This window comes from Streptococcus sp. HMSC063B03 (assembly GCF_001836965.1).
GTDB classification, from domain to species: Bacteria; Bacillota; Bacilli; order Lactobacillales; family Streptococcaceae; genus Streptococcus; species Streptococcus pneumoniae_F.
On record NZ_KV831029.1, the window covers coordinates 58,036 to 73,499 of the forward strand.

At 43.9% G+C, this 15,464-nt stretch carries 18 protein-coding genes; all 18 read right to left on the bottom strand.

The window, feature by feature from the left end; all coding sequences use genetic code 11:
• Positions 1 to 8: 8 nt before the first annotated feature.
• On the bottom strand, positions 9 to 1,322 hold the full coding sequence (gene rsmB, locus HMPREF2628_RS04235) for a 16S rRNA (cytosine(967)-C(5))-methyltransferase RsmB (protein WP_070842451.1): 1,314 nt from the start codon (positions 1,320 to 1,322) through the stop codon (positions 9 to 11).
• Positions 1,315 to 2,250, bottom strand: a complete 936-nt coding sequence (gene fmt, locus HMPREF2628_RS04240; protein ID WP_070842433.1) for a methionyl-tRNA formyltransferase — start codon at positions 2,248 to 2,250, stop codon at positions 1,315 to 1,317. The genes rsmB and fmt overlap by 8 nt, the downstream gene beginning before the upstream one ends.
• A gap of 12 nt (positions 2,251 to 2,262) precedes the next feature.
• Entirely contained in the window at positions 2,263 to 4,659 is a 2,397-nt protein-coding gene (locus HMPREF2628_RS04245; protein ID WP_070842434.1) for a primosomal protein N', read from the bottom strand.
• A 65-nt stretch (positions 4,660 to 4,724) separates the two neighbouring features.
• The gene (rpoZ, locus tag HMPREF2628_RS04250) at positions 4,725 to 5,039 is read right to left on the bottom strand and encodes a DNA-directed RNA polymerase subunit omega (RefSeq protein WP_000979235.1); all 315 of its coding nucleotides are present in this window, start codon (positions 5,037 to 5,039) and stop codon (positions 4,725 to 4,727) included.
• A 24-nt stretch (positions 5,040 to 5,063) separates the two neighbouring features.
• Positions 5,064 to 5,690, bottom strand: coding sequence for a guanylate kinase (gene gmk / locus HMPREF2628_RS04255; RefSeq protein ID WP_000775041.1), 627 nt, complete (start codon positions 5,688 to 5,690; stop codon positions 5,064 to 5,066).
• 129 nt (positions 5,691 to 5,819) lie between these two features.
• Complete coding sequence (locus HMPREF2628_RS04260) at positions 5,820 to 7,433, bottom strand: ribonuclease Y (RefSeq protein WP_049488388.1); 1,614 nt, start codon at positions 7,431 to 7,433, stop codon at positions 5,820 to 5,822.
• Positions 7,434 to 7,635: 202 nt separating this feature from the next.
• A complete protein-coding gene (locus tag HMPREF2628_RS04265) occupies positions 7,636 to 7,890 on the bottom strand; it encodes a Txe/YoeB family addiction module toxin (protein WP_049488390.1) in 255 nt (84 codons plus the stop codon).
• Between the two features lie 3 nt (positions 7,891 to 7,893).
• Complete coding sequence (locus tag HMPREF2628_RS04270) at positions 7,894 to 8,148, bottom strand: type II toxin-antitoxin system Phd/YefM family antitoxin (protein WP_000388572.1); 255 nt, start codon at positions 8,146 to 8,148, stop codon at positions 7,894 to 7,896.
• Positions 8,149 to 8,373: 225 nt separating this feature from the next.
• Complete coding sequence (locus HMPREF2628_RS04275) at positions 8,374 to 9,471, bottom strand: nucleotidyltransferase (protein WP_070842435.1); 1,098 nt, start codon at positions 9,469 to 9,471, stop codon at positions 8,374 to 8,376.
• Between the two features lie 14 nt (positions 9,472 to 9,485).
• The gene (locus tag HMPREF2628_RS04280; RefSeq protein ID WP_070842436.1) at positions 9,486 to 9,878 is read right to left on the bottom strand and encodes a hypothetical protein; all 393 of its coding nucleotides are present in this window, start codon (positions 9,876 to 9,878) and stop codon (positions 9,486 to 9,488) included.
• A gap of 9 nt (positions 9,879 to 9,887) precedes the next feature.
• Positions 9,888 to 10,628: a class I SAM-dependent DNA methyltransferase gene (locus HMPREF2628_RS04285; protein ID WP_070842452.1), complete on the bottom strand. Its 741-nt coding sequence runs from the start codon at positions 10,626 to 10,628 to the stop codon at positions 9,888 to 9,890.
• Between the two features lie 109 nt (positions 10,629 to 10,737).
• Positions 10,738 to 11,091 carry a ribosome silencing factor gene (rsfS, locus tag HMPREF2628_RS04290; RefSeq protein ID WP_049488396.1) on the bottom strand — a complete coding sequence of 118 codons (354 nt, stop codon included), beginning with the start codon at positions 11,089 to 11,091 and terminating at the stop codon, positions 10,738 to 10,740.
• The gene (gene yqeK, locus HMPREF2628_RS04295) at positions 11,092 to 11,685 is read right to left on the bottom strand and encodes a bis(5'-nucleosyl)-tetraphosphatase (symmetrical) YqeK (protein ID WP_049488398.1); all 594 of its coding nucleotides are present in this window, start codon (positions 11,683 to 11,685) and stop codon (positions 11,092 to 11,094) included.
• On the bottom strand, positions 11,685 to 12,314 hold the full coding sequence (locus HMPREF2628_RS04300) for a nicotinate-nucleotide adenylyltransferase (RefSeq protein ID WP_000963708.1): 630 nt from the start codon (positions 12,312 to 12,314) through the stop codon (positions 11,685 to 11,687). The genes yqeK and HMPREF2628_RS04300 overlap by 1 nt, the downstream gene beginning before the upstream one ends.
• Positions 12,315 to 12,365: 51 nt before the next feature.
• On the bottom strand, positions 12,366 to 12,677 hold the full coding sequence (yhbY, locus tag HMPREF2628_RS04305) for a ribosome assembly RNA-binding protein YhbY (protein WP_000060169.1): 312 nt from the start codon (positions 12,675 to 12,677) through the stop codon (positions 12,366 to 12,368).
• 212 nt (positions 12,678 to 12,889) lie between these two features.
• Complete coding sequence (yqeH, locus tag HMPREF2628_RS04310) at positions 12,890 to 13,996, bottom strand: ribosome biogenesis GTPase YqeH (protein ID WP_061864345.1); 1,107 nt, start codon at positions 13,994 to 13,996, stop codon at positions 12,890 to 12,892.
• Between the two features lie 2 nt (positions 13,997 to 13,998).
• Entirely contained in the window at positions 13,999 to 14,526 is a 528-nt protein-coding gene (locus tag HMPREF2628_RS04315) for a YqeG family HAD IIIA-type phosphatase (protein WP_049488402.1), read from the bottom strand.
• A gap of 14 nt (positions 14,527 to 14,540) precedes the next feature.
• A complete protein-coding gene (locus HMPREF2628_RS04320) occupies positions 14,541 to 15,449 on the bottom strand; it encodes a magnesium transporter CorA family protein (RefSeq protein WP_004260845.1) in 909 nt (302 codons plus the stop codon).
• Positions 15,450 to 15,464 lie beyond the last annotated feature (15 nt).

Here is a 15,464-nt window from a genome sequence, read left to right on the forward strand (position 1 = left end):
GTTCCTTCCTAATCCGATATCTTGCGAAATTGACTGATGAAGAATCCATCACTTCCATACAATTCAGGTGTGATGAGGATACAGCCATCTTTCATGATATCCTTACATTCATGTTCTAGTGTTACCTGCTCAAATTCAGGATGACTTTCTAAAAATGCCTGTACGACTTGAAAGTTCTCCTCTGAGACAATAGTACAGGTACTATAAGTTATTATACCACCTTTGCGTAGTGTTTGACAAACACTACCTAATATTTCTAGCTGAATTTCCTGCAAGGACGCGAAATCTGCCGTTTCTTTATTGTATTTAATGTCTGGTTTACGGCGCAGAAGACCGATTCCTGAACAGGGAGCATCCACCAAAATCTTATCAAATGAATCCTGACCAAAAAACTCATGCACCTTTCTGGCATCTAATTTTTGCGTTTGAACTCGATCTGCAACTCCTAAACGTTGGGCATTTTCTTGAATTAAGTCCAACTTGTGGTCGTACAAGTCCAAAGCCGTAACCTGACCTGTCGTGAGATAAGAAGCTATATGGGCTGTTTTTCCACCCGGAGCCGCACAGGCATCTAGAACCTGCTCATCACCTTGTAAATCAAGCGTCGGAGCAACCAGCTGACTAGACTCGTCTTGGATGGTAATGGCTCCATCCGCAAACAAATCATGGCCTGCAAAATGCCCCTGCTCCTTCACAAGACCAGAGGGAGACAAGGATGAATCACTGGCCTCCAACAAGACTTGGATTTCTTCTTTTCGTCCTAGGTCCGTTACACGAATGCTGGCCTTGTTACGCACCAAAAGACTTTCAAAAATAGCTTGTGCTCGCTCTTCTCCGTATTCTTCCTTGAGCTTGGCAACTAGCCAAACTGGGAGAGAATAGGCAATGGAATCACGCTTGTTTTTTCGCTTGATGCTGGCAATATCTGGCCAGCCTTCACGCAGAATACGACGAAGGACGGCGTTGACTAATTTTTCACTGCCTTTTTTACGAACTTTGGCCAATTCTACTGCTTCATTGACCACAGCATGATCTGGAATCTTGTCCAAATAGCAGAGTTGGTAGGCACTCATGAGAAGAAGGACATAGAGCCAGCTGTCTAACTGGTCTCTGTCTTCGATAAAGTGGGATAGGTACCATTCCAGAGTCAGTTTACGGGCTACCGTTCCATAGACCAGCTCGGTCACCAAGCCCTTGTCTGCTGCCGAAAGTTGACTCCCCTTGAGATGCTTATTTAAGGCGATATTTGAGTATGCTTGATTGATAAAAACATCCTCTAATACTGCTAGAGCTAAACTTCTAGCCGTTTCTACTTTAGTCACCAAATCGTTCTCCTACTGTCAATGTGCGTCCAACTCCATTGAGGAAGGAAGCAATGTCCATCTTAGGTTTACCAGCTGGCTGCACTTGTTTGAGGGATAGAGCTCCTTCTGCTGTTGCGACAATCAATTCTTTCTTGCCGATAGAGAGAATCTCACCTGGATTTCCCTGACTTTCTACTGGTAGGGCTTCATAAATCTTAAAGCGGTCTCCCTTAAGGAAAGTATGGGCCACAGGCCAGGGGTTCATCCCACGGATTTGGTTAAAGAGTTGACGATTGCTTTTATTCCAGTCCAGTTTTTCTTCTTCTGGCTTGATATTTGGAGAGAAACTAACCTGGCTTGGATCCTGCGGTTCAGGTTTGATTTCCCCAGCAATATAGGCAGGCAAAGTGTCCAAAAGCAAATCACGACCAACAAGCGCTAATTTCTCAAACAGGGTCCCAACATTATCCTCATCTGTGATAGGAATACTGCGACGAGAAATCATATCTCCTGCATCCATTTCCTTAACCATCTCCATAATGGTCACACCAGCTTCCTCATCTCCTTGAATCAAGGCATAATGGATTGGCGCTCCACCACGGTGTTTTGGAAGAAGGGAGGCGTGAACATTAACCGCAAAGTCCATGCTATCAAGGAGTTTACTTGGGAGAAACTGCCCAAAAGCAGCAGTCACAATTCCATCTGCTCCTAGCTTCATAATATCTTCCATCTCTGGACTTCCAGATAATTTTTCAGGTTGGTAGATAGGAAGTCCTGCCTCTTTGGCAGCTTGTTTAACTGGGGTCTCCTGGATAACTTTTTTACGACCAACAGCACGGTCTGGCTGGGTCACAACAGCTAGAATCTCGTAACGGTCATCTGTCAAAAGTCCTTTTAAGACTGTTGCTGAAAAGCCGGGGGTCCCCATAAAGATTAATTTTGTCATATCTTCTCCTTCTTATAAAAATTGCTGTGGCTCATGGTCAATGCTGAGACGGAGCTCACTATTTTCCCGTTCTTGAGTCAAGGCCAAAACTTGGTTGAGGGTCGGCCCCAGCTCATCTTCTAAACGATATTTAATTAAAATCTGATAATGATAAAGGTTGTGGGTACGAGCAATGGGTTTGGGCGTTGGCCCAAGAATGTTACTGGTCTCTGACAAGCCTGACCGCAAAATGTTCATGACTTCATAGGCACGTTTGACCACCTCTTCTTCTTTCTTGTGAGAAAGGGTAATGCCAATCGTGAAATAGTAAGGTGGATAGCCTAGTTGTCGTCTGATTCCCATTTCATAAGCGTAAAAGCCTTCGTAATCCTGATCCTTGGCAAATCGAATAGCGTAGTGCTGAGGATTGTAAGACTGAATCAAGACCTGCCCAGCTTTTTCAGCACGTCCTGCCCGACCTGCCACCTGAGTCAAAAGTTGGAAGGTTCTCTCAGAAGAACGGAAGTCAGGCAAATTCAAGGCTGTATCGGCATTGAGCACTCCGACTAAGGTTACATTGGGAAAATCCAATCCCTTGGCAATCATCTGAGTACCTAGCAAGATATCCGCTTCCCCTCGTCCAAACTGGTCAAGCAGGGCTTGATGACTACCTTTCTTACGGGTCGTATCCACATCCATCCGTAGAATTCGTGCCTCTGGAAAGAGTTCTGCCAGCTCGTCATAAGCCTTTTGTGTCCCCGTCCCGTAGTAACGGATACTGCAACTCTTACAGTTAGGACAGACCTGAGGAATATCCTTCGAAAAGCCACAATAATGGCAGTTCATGGTCTTGGTATCCATGTGCAAGGTCAAGGAAATGTCACAGTTGGGACAAGTATCCACGGTCCCACACTCCCGACACATGACAAAGCTAGAATAACCACGACGATTGAGCATAAGAACCACCTGCTCTTTTTTAGCTAGACGGTCCTGAATAGCCTCTAGCAAAGGCGGCGTGAAGTTTGACGTCTCATTTTGTCCGATATAGTCTCGAAAGTCAATTACTTGAACCTCAGGGATCCTAGCTAAAGGATTGGCGCGTTGGGTCAGACGTAAATGTTGATAAACGCCTTTGCCAGCTCGCGCACGGCTTTCTAAGCTCGGTGTCGCGGAACCAAGAACCAATGCCGCTTGATTGTATTGGGCCCGTAAAACAGCCACCTCTCTAGCATGGTAGCGGGGATTACTGTCTTGCTTATAAGTCGCTTCGTGCTCCTCATCGATAATCATGACACCCAGATTTTTCAGCGGAGCAAAGATGGCAGATCTGGCGCCAACAACAACTTGGGCATCTCCACGCTCAACCTTGCGCCATTCATCATACTTTTCACCATTGGACAGGCCTGAATGAAGAATGGCCACCTTGTCCCCAAAACGTGCTATAAAACGCTCCGTCATCTGAGGAGTCAGGGAAATCTCAGGTACAAGCAAAATAGCAGTTTTGCCCTTATCCAAGGCCCCTTGGATAATCTGCAAGTAAACCTCTGTCTTCCCACTTCCTGTAATCCCTTGAAGAAGGAAAGGAGGCTGATGACTGCCAATCGCACTCACAACCGCATCTCGCGCCTGTCTTTGTTCTGGATTCAACTCCAAAGGCTGACTTGCCTCAATCCCTTCAAAATAAGCAGCCGAGCGTTGAACTTCCTTTTGAACTATAGTAACAGCACCTTGTTCTACAAAGAAGTTGACTTGCTCCCGTGAATAGGATTCTAACAAACTAGCCAAGGAAGCACTCTCAGGATGAGACAGCAAATAGTCTCTCAGTTCTAACTTTTTCTTGGCACGTGCAGAAATCTCTACACCTTCTAACTGAACAAGGTCTACCTCATACCAAGACTGGGTCTTGACCTTCTTTTGATCAATCGCCTGATATTCTAGACCAAGCAGGCCTTTTCTAGTCAAACGCATCATTTCAGCTTGCTTAGCTAAATCTAGAGAAGAAAATGCAAGTGAATCTTCTGAACCAAACAAGCGCTCTTGGTCTTCCTGACTCAGACCTGCCAGAGGATAGAGAATCTTGTCATAGCTAGAGTTCAGAAATCCTGGTAACATAGCCTTAAGGATAGAGATTTTGTAGGAGAAGACAGATTTGCGTAACTCCTCAGCCAACCAGAGTTGTTCTTGCGTGAGAACAGGAGAAAAATCCAGCACCTCTGCTATATCTTTTAAATCTTGATTAGCCTCTTCTTCATCTGGTTGGGACTCCAAACCAAGAACAATTCCTTGAATCAGGCGATTGCCCTTACCAAAAGGTACATGGACCCGCATCCCAACTTCCAGCATTCCCTCAAATTCCTCCGGAATCCTGTAACTATAGGGCTGGTCCGTCTGCATCAAGGGCACATCCACAATAATCTTGGCTATAGCCATCTTCTCACCTCCTCCTTGTCAGTAGATTCTTGCAATAGAAAAAATAAGATTGAGTCCCCCCAACCTTAAATTTTTTCACCATCTTCTTTTTCTTTAGCAATTTGCTCTTTGATTTTCTTTTCTTCTTCTTCTTTGCGACGTTTTTCTTCTTCGATACGGCGACGCACTGCTTCACGTTTTCCTTCTGGATCTGGATGAATCGTAACGTTTCCTGATTCGATTTCTTCTAAAGCGCGAAGAGTTGATTTTTCAGACTTGAAACCTTGAGTTGCTGGCGCACCTGCTTCTAATTCGTGGGCACGTTTTGCTTCCAAGATTACGAGTGAATATTTTGAAGGAACCTTGTCGAGCAAGGTATCAATAGAGGGTTTTAACATCATTTGCTTGTACCTATTTTCTAAATTTTATCGGGTAGTTGGAGATTTCGGTAACATCTCCTGATAGTGACCAATGACACGATCCACACGGAAGTGCTCTGCTTCGATCACACGTTTGACACGCTCAGCAGCTAGGGGCACCTGATCATTGACAATCGCATAATCATACTCACGCATAAGGGCAATTTCTTCCTTGGCCTTTTCGATTCGTTGGGCAATCACTTCTGCACTATCTGTTCCTCGACCTACCAAACGATCTTGTAATTCATCTAAGTCTGGTGGTGTCAGGAAGATAAAGACAGCATCTGGAACCTTTTTCTTAACCTGAAGAGCACCCTGAACTTCAATTTCAAGGAAAACATCGATTCCCTTGTCCAAGGTTTCATTGACATAGGTCAGAGGAGTTCCATAGTAGTTGCCGACATATTCTGCGTATTCCAACATCTGTCCTTGACGAATCAGCTCTTCAAACTCTTCGCGAGTACGGAAGAAATAGTCAACACCATCCACTTCTCCAGGACGTTGTGCGCGTGTCGTCATCGATACAGAGTATTGAAATTGGTTTTCAGAACTCTCAAAAATCTCTCTTCTAACCGTTCCTTTTCCAACCCCTGAAGGACCAGAAAAAACGATTAGTAAGCCTCGGTCTGCCATTGTGTCTCCTTTTAGTCAGTCTGTGAAATAACATTTCTCTAGAATAACGGCAAAAAGCCAGATTATCCTTTACAGTCTTTCTATCTAGTGTAACAAAAAAGCAGTAATTTTTCAACTGCTCTTTCTTATTTATTTAGCATAATCTACTGCACGAAGCTCGCGAATCACGGTTACCTTGATATTTCCTGGATAATCGAGATTGTTTTCAATTTTCTCACGAACTTTGTGAGCTAAGATTGTGACTTTGTCGTCCTTGATTTGTCCTGGATTTACCATGATGCGGATTTCACGTCCTGCTTGAAGGGCAAAGCTATTTTGTACCCCTTCAAAGCTGTTAGCAATTTCTTCCAAATCATGAAGACGCTTGATATAGCTTTCAAGAGACTCACTACGAGCACCTGGACGAGCCGCGCTCAAGGCGTCTGCTGCAGCAACGATCACTGCAATGACACTTTCGGCTTCGACATCACCGTGGTGGCTAGCAATCGTATTGACCACAACTGGGTGTTCCTTGTACTTACGTGCCAGTTCCATACCGATTTCCACATGGCTACCTTCAACCTCGCGGTCAATAGCTTTACCAATGTCGTGAAGGAATCCAGCACGACGGGCAAGAGCCGCATTCTCACCAAGTTCGCTGGCCATAATACCAGCCAACTTAGCAACCTCAATCGAATGGCGCAAGACATTTTGTCCATAAGAAGTACGGAACTGCAAACGTCCCATAATCTTCATCAAGTCTGGATGAAGGTTTGGCGCACCAATCTCATAGGCTGCCGCCTCACCGTATTCACGGATCTTATTGTCAATCTCTTGACGGTTTTTCTCAACCAACTCTTCGATACGAGCTGGGTGGATACGACCATCTTTGAGCAACATTTCCATTGTCATACGGGCAATTTCACGACGAATCGGATCAAATCCTGACAAGGTCACCACTTCTGGTGTATCGTCGATAATCACATCGACCCCTGTCAAACTTTCAAAGGTACGAATGTTACGACCTTCACGACCAATAATGCGTCCCTTCATAGTATCGTCTGGCAGATGAACCGTTGAGTTTGTTGACTCTGCTACATATTCACCAGCGATACGTTGCATAGCTTGAACTAAGATGTCCTTGGCCATTTTGTCAGAACGTTCCTTGACCTCTTGCTCAGCTTCGCGAATACGGCTAGCAATCTCCTTGGTCAAGTTTTCCTCTGTCTGAGCCAAGATAATATCTCGTGCTTCTGCCTGAGACAGGGCACCAATACGCTCTAGTTCTGCTTCTTTTTGTCTTTCGACTTCCTCTAATTGCTCTTCACGCGCATCAAGGTTTTTCGCTCTATCAGAAATACTTTGTTCTTTTTGTTCAAGTGTTTGTTCTTTACTCGTCAAATTGTCGTCTTTACGGTCGAGGCTAGTAGCTCGCTCGGTCAAACGACTTTCGATTTGTTTGAGTTCTTGACGTTCTGATTTGAATTCAGCGTCCACTTCTTCACGGTATTTTCTGGCTTCTTCTTTGGCCTCCAATAGTGCTTCTTTTTTAAGAGACTTGCTTTCACGCTTGGCTTCATTAACAAGTAAATCTGCTTCACGCTCAGCTTGTCCACGTAAATTAGTTGCTTCTTGTTCAGCATTTAAAAGCATCAACTCCGCAGCTTCCTGAGATGATTTCATCTTAGCTGAGATGCTGACATATCCAATGACTAAACCAATGATGACGGCAAAAACAGCAATCGCAAGCGACATGATTTCCATGTTTTTACCTCATTTTATTGTTATTCCGAATGACATACATTCTTTTACATTCTACCATAAAAAAGTGATTTTCACAAACCTAAAATAGAATATGTTTTGAGGAATTCGGAATTTAATTACATAAAATTTATTAGCGCAATCTCTATTTCTTAGAAGTCATAGTTTAGTAAAAATTTTAGAAAAAGCCTACTTTACAGTAGACTTAGTAATAATCTTTGAAAGACAGGAAAGCCACGCTATCTTCATCCATCATATAAATCAAGCGATTTTCTGCGTCAATACGCCGTGACCAGGCTCCTTGGTAATCATATTTGAGCGGCTCTGGTTTTCCTATTCCTGTAAAGGGATCACGTTGAATATCCTTGATTAGTTTATTGATTCTTTTTAGTGTTTTCTTATCCTGAGTTTGCCAGTAGCAATAATCTGCCCAGGCATCTTCTGTAAACTTGAGCAGCATTCCTCACTCCTCAATAACATGGACTTGAGTGCTTCCAGCACGGACTTGAGCCATTCCTCGCAAGACCTTGTCAGATAACTCCTTATTTTGAGCGATTCTCAGTGTTTCCTGAATACTGTCCCATTCGCTCTTTGAAAGAACTACAATGTCCTCATCTGGATTTTTATTGACCACTGTCAAAGGCTCAAATTCATCATTTACCTTTTTCATGTAGTCTTTTAAATGATTTCGGAATGTTGAGTAAAGAACTGCTTCCATAACCATACCTCGTTTTACCTCTTTTCCACTATTATACATTAAAAGAAAGAAATTGTCAGGAACTTGTACAAGATTTTCTTTTCTATCTATTTATACTCAATGAAAATCAAAGAGCAAACTAGGAAACTGTACTTGAGTACGGCAAGGCGACGTTGACGTGGTTTGAAGAGATTTTCGAAGAGTATTATTCGTAAAAAATCTCAAAAAGCCTACCTTTCAGCAGACTTAGTTTGTTTCTATTCTAATCGGCACTCTTCCAAAATTCTGATCTGCTATACTTGGATTTCCCAGTTGGTAAATCTGGTCTGCCTTTTGAGTCATGACATCCCAAGGTTCTTTGCCAATTCGGCTGACTAGACTGACCTGACCTTTCAAAGACTTGAGATGTTGCCTGCCTTTTTCAGTAAATCCAAGGACATGAATGGCTTCTGGCAAGTCACCTTCTCTAGCCTGCACCAAGATATAGGTCAAGAGGCGTCTGACACGCGCCTTGGTGTAACGTTTGGTCGCAACCGCTTCAACCAAGTCTTCCACAGACTGGGCTGTTTTGATGGCATCCTTGATGCGTACTGCCATTTCTCGATTGACCTGAAAAATGGTGGTTAAGTCTGTATTTGATAAGATTTGATAGCGGAGCAAAAGAAAATAGTCGTCCCAACTCACCTTATTAGCCTGCTCAAAAAGAGCAACAGAAGGCATAAAGCGTTCTAAGAAGTCTTGGTCCTTCTGGTGCTGACGCAGAGCTGTTGCCGAAGCAAAGTCCACATCCTTGTCCACAGAATGGTAGCCCGCCCCCTGACGCTGAATCGGATGCAGTTTGATATTTCGCCCTGCTACCGCTTTGGCATAGGCAAGAGCAAGAACATGATTGGGCGTATTGCCTGAAAACTCAAGACCAGCAAATTCCTTCCACATGGCTTGGGTTTTCTGGGGATAGGAAAGGGAATCAGGTAGATTTTCCACAAATTTCTCCATCTCTCTACCTTTCTCTGTGTATAAGTCAGCGATTTTCTGGTAATCCAGAACTTCCTCTGTCCCAAAGGCTAGAGTATCAATCCCCAACTGTGTTAAGATATCCACAGCTCCTTGGCCAAAGAAATCTGCTGCCTGAACACTGACTAAAAAAGGTAATTCCACTACCAGATCCGCTCCATTTTCCAGCGCCATCTGGGCCCGTGTCCACTTGTCCACAATAGCAGGTTCTCCACGCTGCATGAAATTTCCAGACATGGCAACGATTTTCAGTCCCTCTGCTTGATCCAGCAGGTATTTATGGCCATTATGAAAAGGATTAAACTCCGCGATAATACCTTTGATGGTCATGCTAATCTCCCTTTCTAATGACGAAATCTACGATACCACTCAGGCAATCTCCCTCTCCAGTTAAGCCATTGTTTTTCTCCTACTGGAAGGATTTCTGCTAGTTGTTCATTACTATAATTCTTTTGTAGTTCAGGATAAGCTATCAACATAGTTGGGCTATGGCATCCTGCAACTGTCATTGGCCATGTTCCATACATTAGCATATGTCGGATATCATCCTCCGATTTTATTTCATTTACTAACATATCAAAAAGTTCCTTAGACATATCGTAAACGACTAACTCTGAAAATACGGTTCCTTCTTCCTGAACATAAAAGTATTGCCCATCTTTTTCCCAAAGCGTTCCATTTTGACGGATACGATTAAACTGCGAAACTTCTTCCCAAGAATATTTTGATCGAACCATATCAACCTCCTACTTCTGCGCCACAAAAAACCAACGGGTGCTGGTTTCTGTTGGCTCCTTGTCCTCAAAGTCTGCATAGAGTTTGAAAGACTTGAAACCAGCCTGCTCCAGCAAGATATCATAGGTCAAGACTTCGTATGTACGCTCCTCATGCACTTCATCGTGGCGACTAAAGGACCCATCCTCTTCCTTGATAAAGAAAGTCAACTCATGAACGATAGAGTGAGGCGCTGCATCCTCGTAGGTATCCCAGAGAATTGCAAAATCTTCTGCATTTTCATGATAAGAATAGCCTGGAAAAACTTCGTCTGTCTGGTAGGTCGAATGCACATCAAAGATAAAGATACCATCTTCGTTGAGGGAATTATACACTTCCTTAAAGACGTCCCCTACTTCCACCTCATCCTGCATGTAGCAGATTGAGTCCGAATAACAAGTGACAAAATCATATTGACCTGCCTTGGACAAATCCAGCATATTGCCTTCAATAAAATCAATCTTTTGCTTGGCTGATGTTGCTCTCTTTTCAGCAATCTTCAGCATATCTGCGCTCAAGTCAAGACCCGTCACATCAAAGCCAGATTGAGAAAAGCGGACAGACTGGATGCCTGTCCCACAAGCCAATTCCAAGAGTTTCTTTCTCTCCTTGGTCTTAGGCAAATGACGAAGCGAAAAATCCGTCCATCTATCGTATAAACTGTCGTCCATGACCGCATCGTAAACAGCCGCAAAAGTTTCATAAGTTGCCATAATCATGATACCAAGAGCGTCAATGGCAAACACCACTCGCCCTTTACCTTTCTATCGATTTTTCTAAAATAAGCAAAGAAACCCAATTGACTGCAACCGAGTTCGTCTTCTAAGCAAGAGTTTCAGATAAATCTACTGAATTCGCCTCATGCCATAGTTTTTCCAGATTATAGTGGGCACGCATTTCTTCTGAGAAGATATGCACAACGACAGCACCGAGGTCTAGCAAGACCCAACCTCCAGCTGCATCGCCTTCGATATGGCTACCTTTAAAGCCTGCATCAGCTACTTTTTCACGGATGTTATCAGCGATAGCATCCAACTGACGGCTATTCATTGAACTAGTAATAACAAAGTAATCCGTCACGCTAGTCAAATCTTGTACGTCAAGTGCGAGGATATCCTCCGCACGTTTCTCATCAGCCGCTTTCACGACTAGTTCTAGTAATTCTTTTTCGTTCATTTAGTCCTCTTTCAAATAGTGCACAAAGGCGTTATAGGTTTCAAGGGTTTGGGGATAGATGGGGAATCCCTGATGAGCTAGATGCTCCACGGTTCGTGCCGTTTCATAGGCCACTGCCTTATTGAGCGATAGACTTGCAATCTCACGCGCCACGTCCACTCCAGGAAAGGCACGATTGTGCTCGATATAGTCTGCGACGTAGATAACCTTATCAAGATCAGTCATCTGACCGGCCCCGACTGTATGGATTTCAATGGCTCGCAGAATTTCTGAATCATGCAAATCCAAATCTTCCTGAATTTTGTAAATTCCGACCATCCCATGCCAGACATTATTGCCCCAGTTTTTGAGGTTAGGGTCTAGCTGATAACGGTCAATCAAGTCTAAAAATTCCTGATCTGACAGTTTTTTAGCGTAGTCATGAAGAAGGCCTGCTAGTCCTGCTTTCTCGGCATCTACTCCAAATCTCTCCGCCAGTTCTATGGCTGCACGCTCCACACCCAAGCAATGGGTTAAGCGTTTCTCGGGTAGAAGCTCTGCCATTTTTTCCAACAAAGCCTCACGGGAGCAGTTGATATAGTCTTGATAGGCCATCAGTAGAGCCCCTCCTTCTCGATGTAGTCTAGCACCGGCTGAGGCAGGAGAAAGTTGGGTTTCCGTCCTTGGGCAATGAAGTCACGCACCATACTGGACGAGATATCCATGAGAGGCACATCCACCCAGATAACTGGATAGGAAGTCCCTGCCTTGTAGCGTGGGCGCTGAACTCCCACAAACTGAACCATATCAACCAGTTCATCAATTCGGTACCACTTAGGCAGATAGTCCACCATATCGGCACCGATGATAAAGTAATAATCCGTATCTGGATTCTTCTCTGTTAAAATTTTCATAGTGTCATAGGTATAAGAAATGCCCTTGCGCTCCAACTCAATAGTTTCAATGTCCAGACCTTCAATCCCCTCAATCGCCAACTCAAGCATCTTGAGACGATGGTGTTCAGGGATTGTTTCCTTTTTATCTACATGAGGAGGTTGGTATTCAGGCATGAGCAAAACCTGGTCCAGTCCCAACTGCTGGCGTACTTGGTCAGCAACAATCAGATGGGCATTGTGAACAGGGTTAAAATTTCCCCCTAAAATCCCGACTTGTTTGCGTTTTTTCTCCTTGATTTCTGGCTCCAACTCTACCTTGGTAAAGGGAGTCAATAATTCGATTGCCATAGGCTAGTCTCCTTTATTTCTCTGTAAAAACAGTTGTTTGGAGTATAGTTTTTAGATTTCTTTGACTTTTTTAGAAATCTTGCGATTTTCTTTCTTACTAGATTGTTTAAACAAAATCAAGATGCGTCCGATTTTTTGGACAGTATCCACACCAATTTCTTCTTCCAAGATTTCAGCTACTTCGTGGATATTTTCATCTGTGTTTTGCAAGAGAGTAACCTTAATTAATTCGCGTGCGTCAAGTGCTTGGCGAACACTGGTTTTGATTTGGTCGTTGAGTCCATTTTTCCCGATTTGGATGATGGGTTTGAGGGTATGTGCCTGGCTGTTGAGGAAGGCACGTTGTTTTGATGTTAATGACATAATTTTCTTCCTTGTTTTTTGATAGTTATTTTAGGTGGTGAGGGACGGTCGGAACTAATTTTCCAAAGATCTCATCTTTGAAAAATGGATTTCCTGACCTCACAATTGAGCCTTGGTCTCAATTGCGCCCCTTGCCAATCTACAGATTGGCAAAACACCACGGCAATAACTATCTTTTTATGAGCTCACTTTGTTCGCTCAGTGATTTCATTTTAAATGATTGCTTTTCGTGTGACGACGGCGACGCCTTCTGGTGCCCAGACGGCGACTTTGGCGGTGCCTGTTACGCGGATCCAGCCGAGTCCAGAGATGACTAGGTCTGTCTTGTCCTTGATGGTAAATACATGCTCAACCAGTTTAGGAAAATCTTCTTTTTCCTTACTATTTGGTGGTGTTAGAAGGGTTCCAAGGTGCTTATCGTAGAAAGCACTAGCGCCTTCAAGCTTGGTACGATGGAGTTTGAGTTCATTATCAAAGAAGGCTGTGAAACCTTGCTTTTCACCAGTGATGAAATCAAAGCGTCCTAGACCGCCTAGAAACAAGGTTTGCTCTGGATTGAGCTGATAGGTTTTAGGCTTGATTTCCTTTTTAGGGCTGACATACTTGAGGTTTTTGGCCGTCAAGTAGTGAGCCATCTGGTGACGGTGGATAATCCCCGGTGTATCGTAGATATAAGATCCGTCATCAAGCGGAATCTCAATCTTGTCCAAGGTTGTCCCTGGGAAGCGTGAAGTCGTGATGACATTCTGATCACCCGTAATTTCTTGGATAATGGCATTGATAAGGGTTGATTTTCCAACGTTGGTCACACCGACCACATAGACATCACGGCCCTTTCGGTAGTGCTCGATTTTGTCTATGACTTCCTTAATAGCATGTTTGTTTTGGGCTGAAGTTAGGACGACATCGACTGGACGAAGCCCTTCTTCGTGGGCACGTTCCATGAGCCACTGGCTAATCTTACCAGGCTTAACTGACTTAGGCAGGATATCTTTTTTATTTCCCACCAAGAGGACATCATTGCCCGATACAAAGCGTGGCAAGCCTGGAATGACAGAGCCATTAAAGTCAAAGATATCAATGACATTTACCACTAAAGCATCACTGTCTCCCACCTCGTGCAAGAGCTTGAGGAAATCATCGTCCGTCAACTGGACATCTGTGATTTCATTGTAGTGGCGGAGACGGAAACAGCGTTGGCAATAGACTTCACCAGTCTCCAAACCTTTTTCAAGTGCCGACTGGGGGGTGAAACCAAGACCAGCCTTGTCTGTCGTCTGAATGGTTGCTCCACAACCAATACAGAGAATTTCTTCCATAGTTAAATTCCTTTTTTATATGTAATCGGTCCGTACTTTTCAGTGATTTTTCGCATCACACGACGCTCACGAGCTCGGTTAATCTGCGTTTTGATCGAGTCATGTTGGACCAAGGGTTTGACTAAAATCGAGCGAATGCCAGCACGGTGGGCTGCTCGTATATCTGTCATGAGCTGGTCACCAACCATGACCACTTCGCTTTTCTCATAGTGGAATTCCTTCATGGCACGATTAATCCCAAATGTGAAGGGTTTCAGAGCCCAATAAACGTAATCAATCCCAAATTTCTCAACTGCTCGTTGGACACGTTTTTTGGTGTTATTTGAGACTACGATAATGCGAATGCCCGCGTCCCGAAGGTCATGTAGCCATTGCTTCATCTCTGGCGTCCCATCAGGGTTGTTCCAAGCAATGAGGGTATTGTCCAAATCGACCAAAACAGCCTTGATTCCCTGCGCCTGCAGGCTTGGGACTGTCAGATCATAAACTGCTTCCACAGCAAAATCTGGCATGTAATTTTCAATCGCCATTCTGGCTCCTTTTCTTAACTTTTTTTCGCAATTTTCCTTAGTAACAATGACAAGACAATCCACAACCCAGCACTAGCCAAACTGATGTAGAGCCAAGCATGGGGCTCATCTGTTAAAGGTAGGGGAACATTCATTCCGAAAAAGCCTGTCACGACTGCCAAAACCGCTAGCAAGACTGAAATGATGGTCAAGGTTGTCAAATTATCATTCAGATTATTGTTTAGGATGTTGTTATAAGATGCTGATAGTTGTTGGAGTACTTGAGAAATCAAGTCTGTCATGGATACCAGCTGATGAGCCTCAATCATGGCATCATCAAACTGTTCTCTCTCAATCTCGTTAAAACTGCGATAGAGGGCATGCCCTTGAATGTGCTCGAGCAACATGCGATTTTGCTTGGCAGCCGCAGTGAGGTAAACCATACCAGTCTCCAAGTCGGACAGGGCAAAGAGGTTTTTCTTGGTCGTCCGCTGACGTAGGAGACCATTGACCTCATCCTTACTCTTGTCCATCTGCTCGATGACAGGATAGTAGGCATTGCTGATGATTTCCAGACTGGCAAAGAGAAACTTGTAAATCGAAAGCATGTCATGACTCTCCAGATAACGGGTCATCTGTTCAATGACATAGGCGTTCTTGGTATTACTAATGGTAATCAGGCGACGATGTTCCACGATAAAGGTCATGGGAAAGGCTTCGTAGTATGCCTTATCCTTTTTCAAGTTCAAGACATTGTAGATAAAGGTCACAGTCCCATTTTCACGGTGATAATCCATGTGAGCGCGCTCATTTCTATCCAGCGCGTATTCAATGGTTTCCTTGTCCAAACCGTAGATTTCAGAAAGGTCCTCTAGTTTTTTCAACTTGTCCAAATCTAGGTTAATCCAGGTACAACCATTGCCCAACTGTTTTTCTAAAAACATCTTCTCTCCTTTACC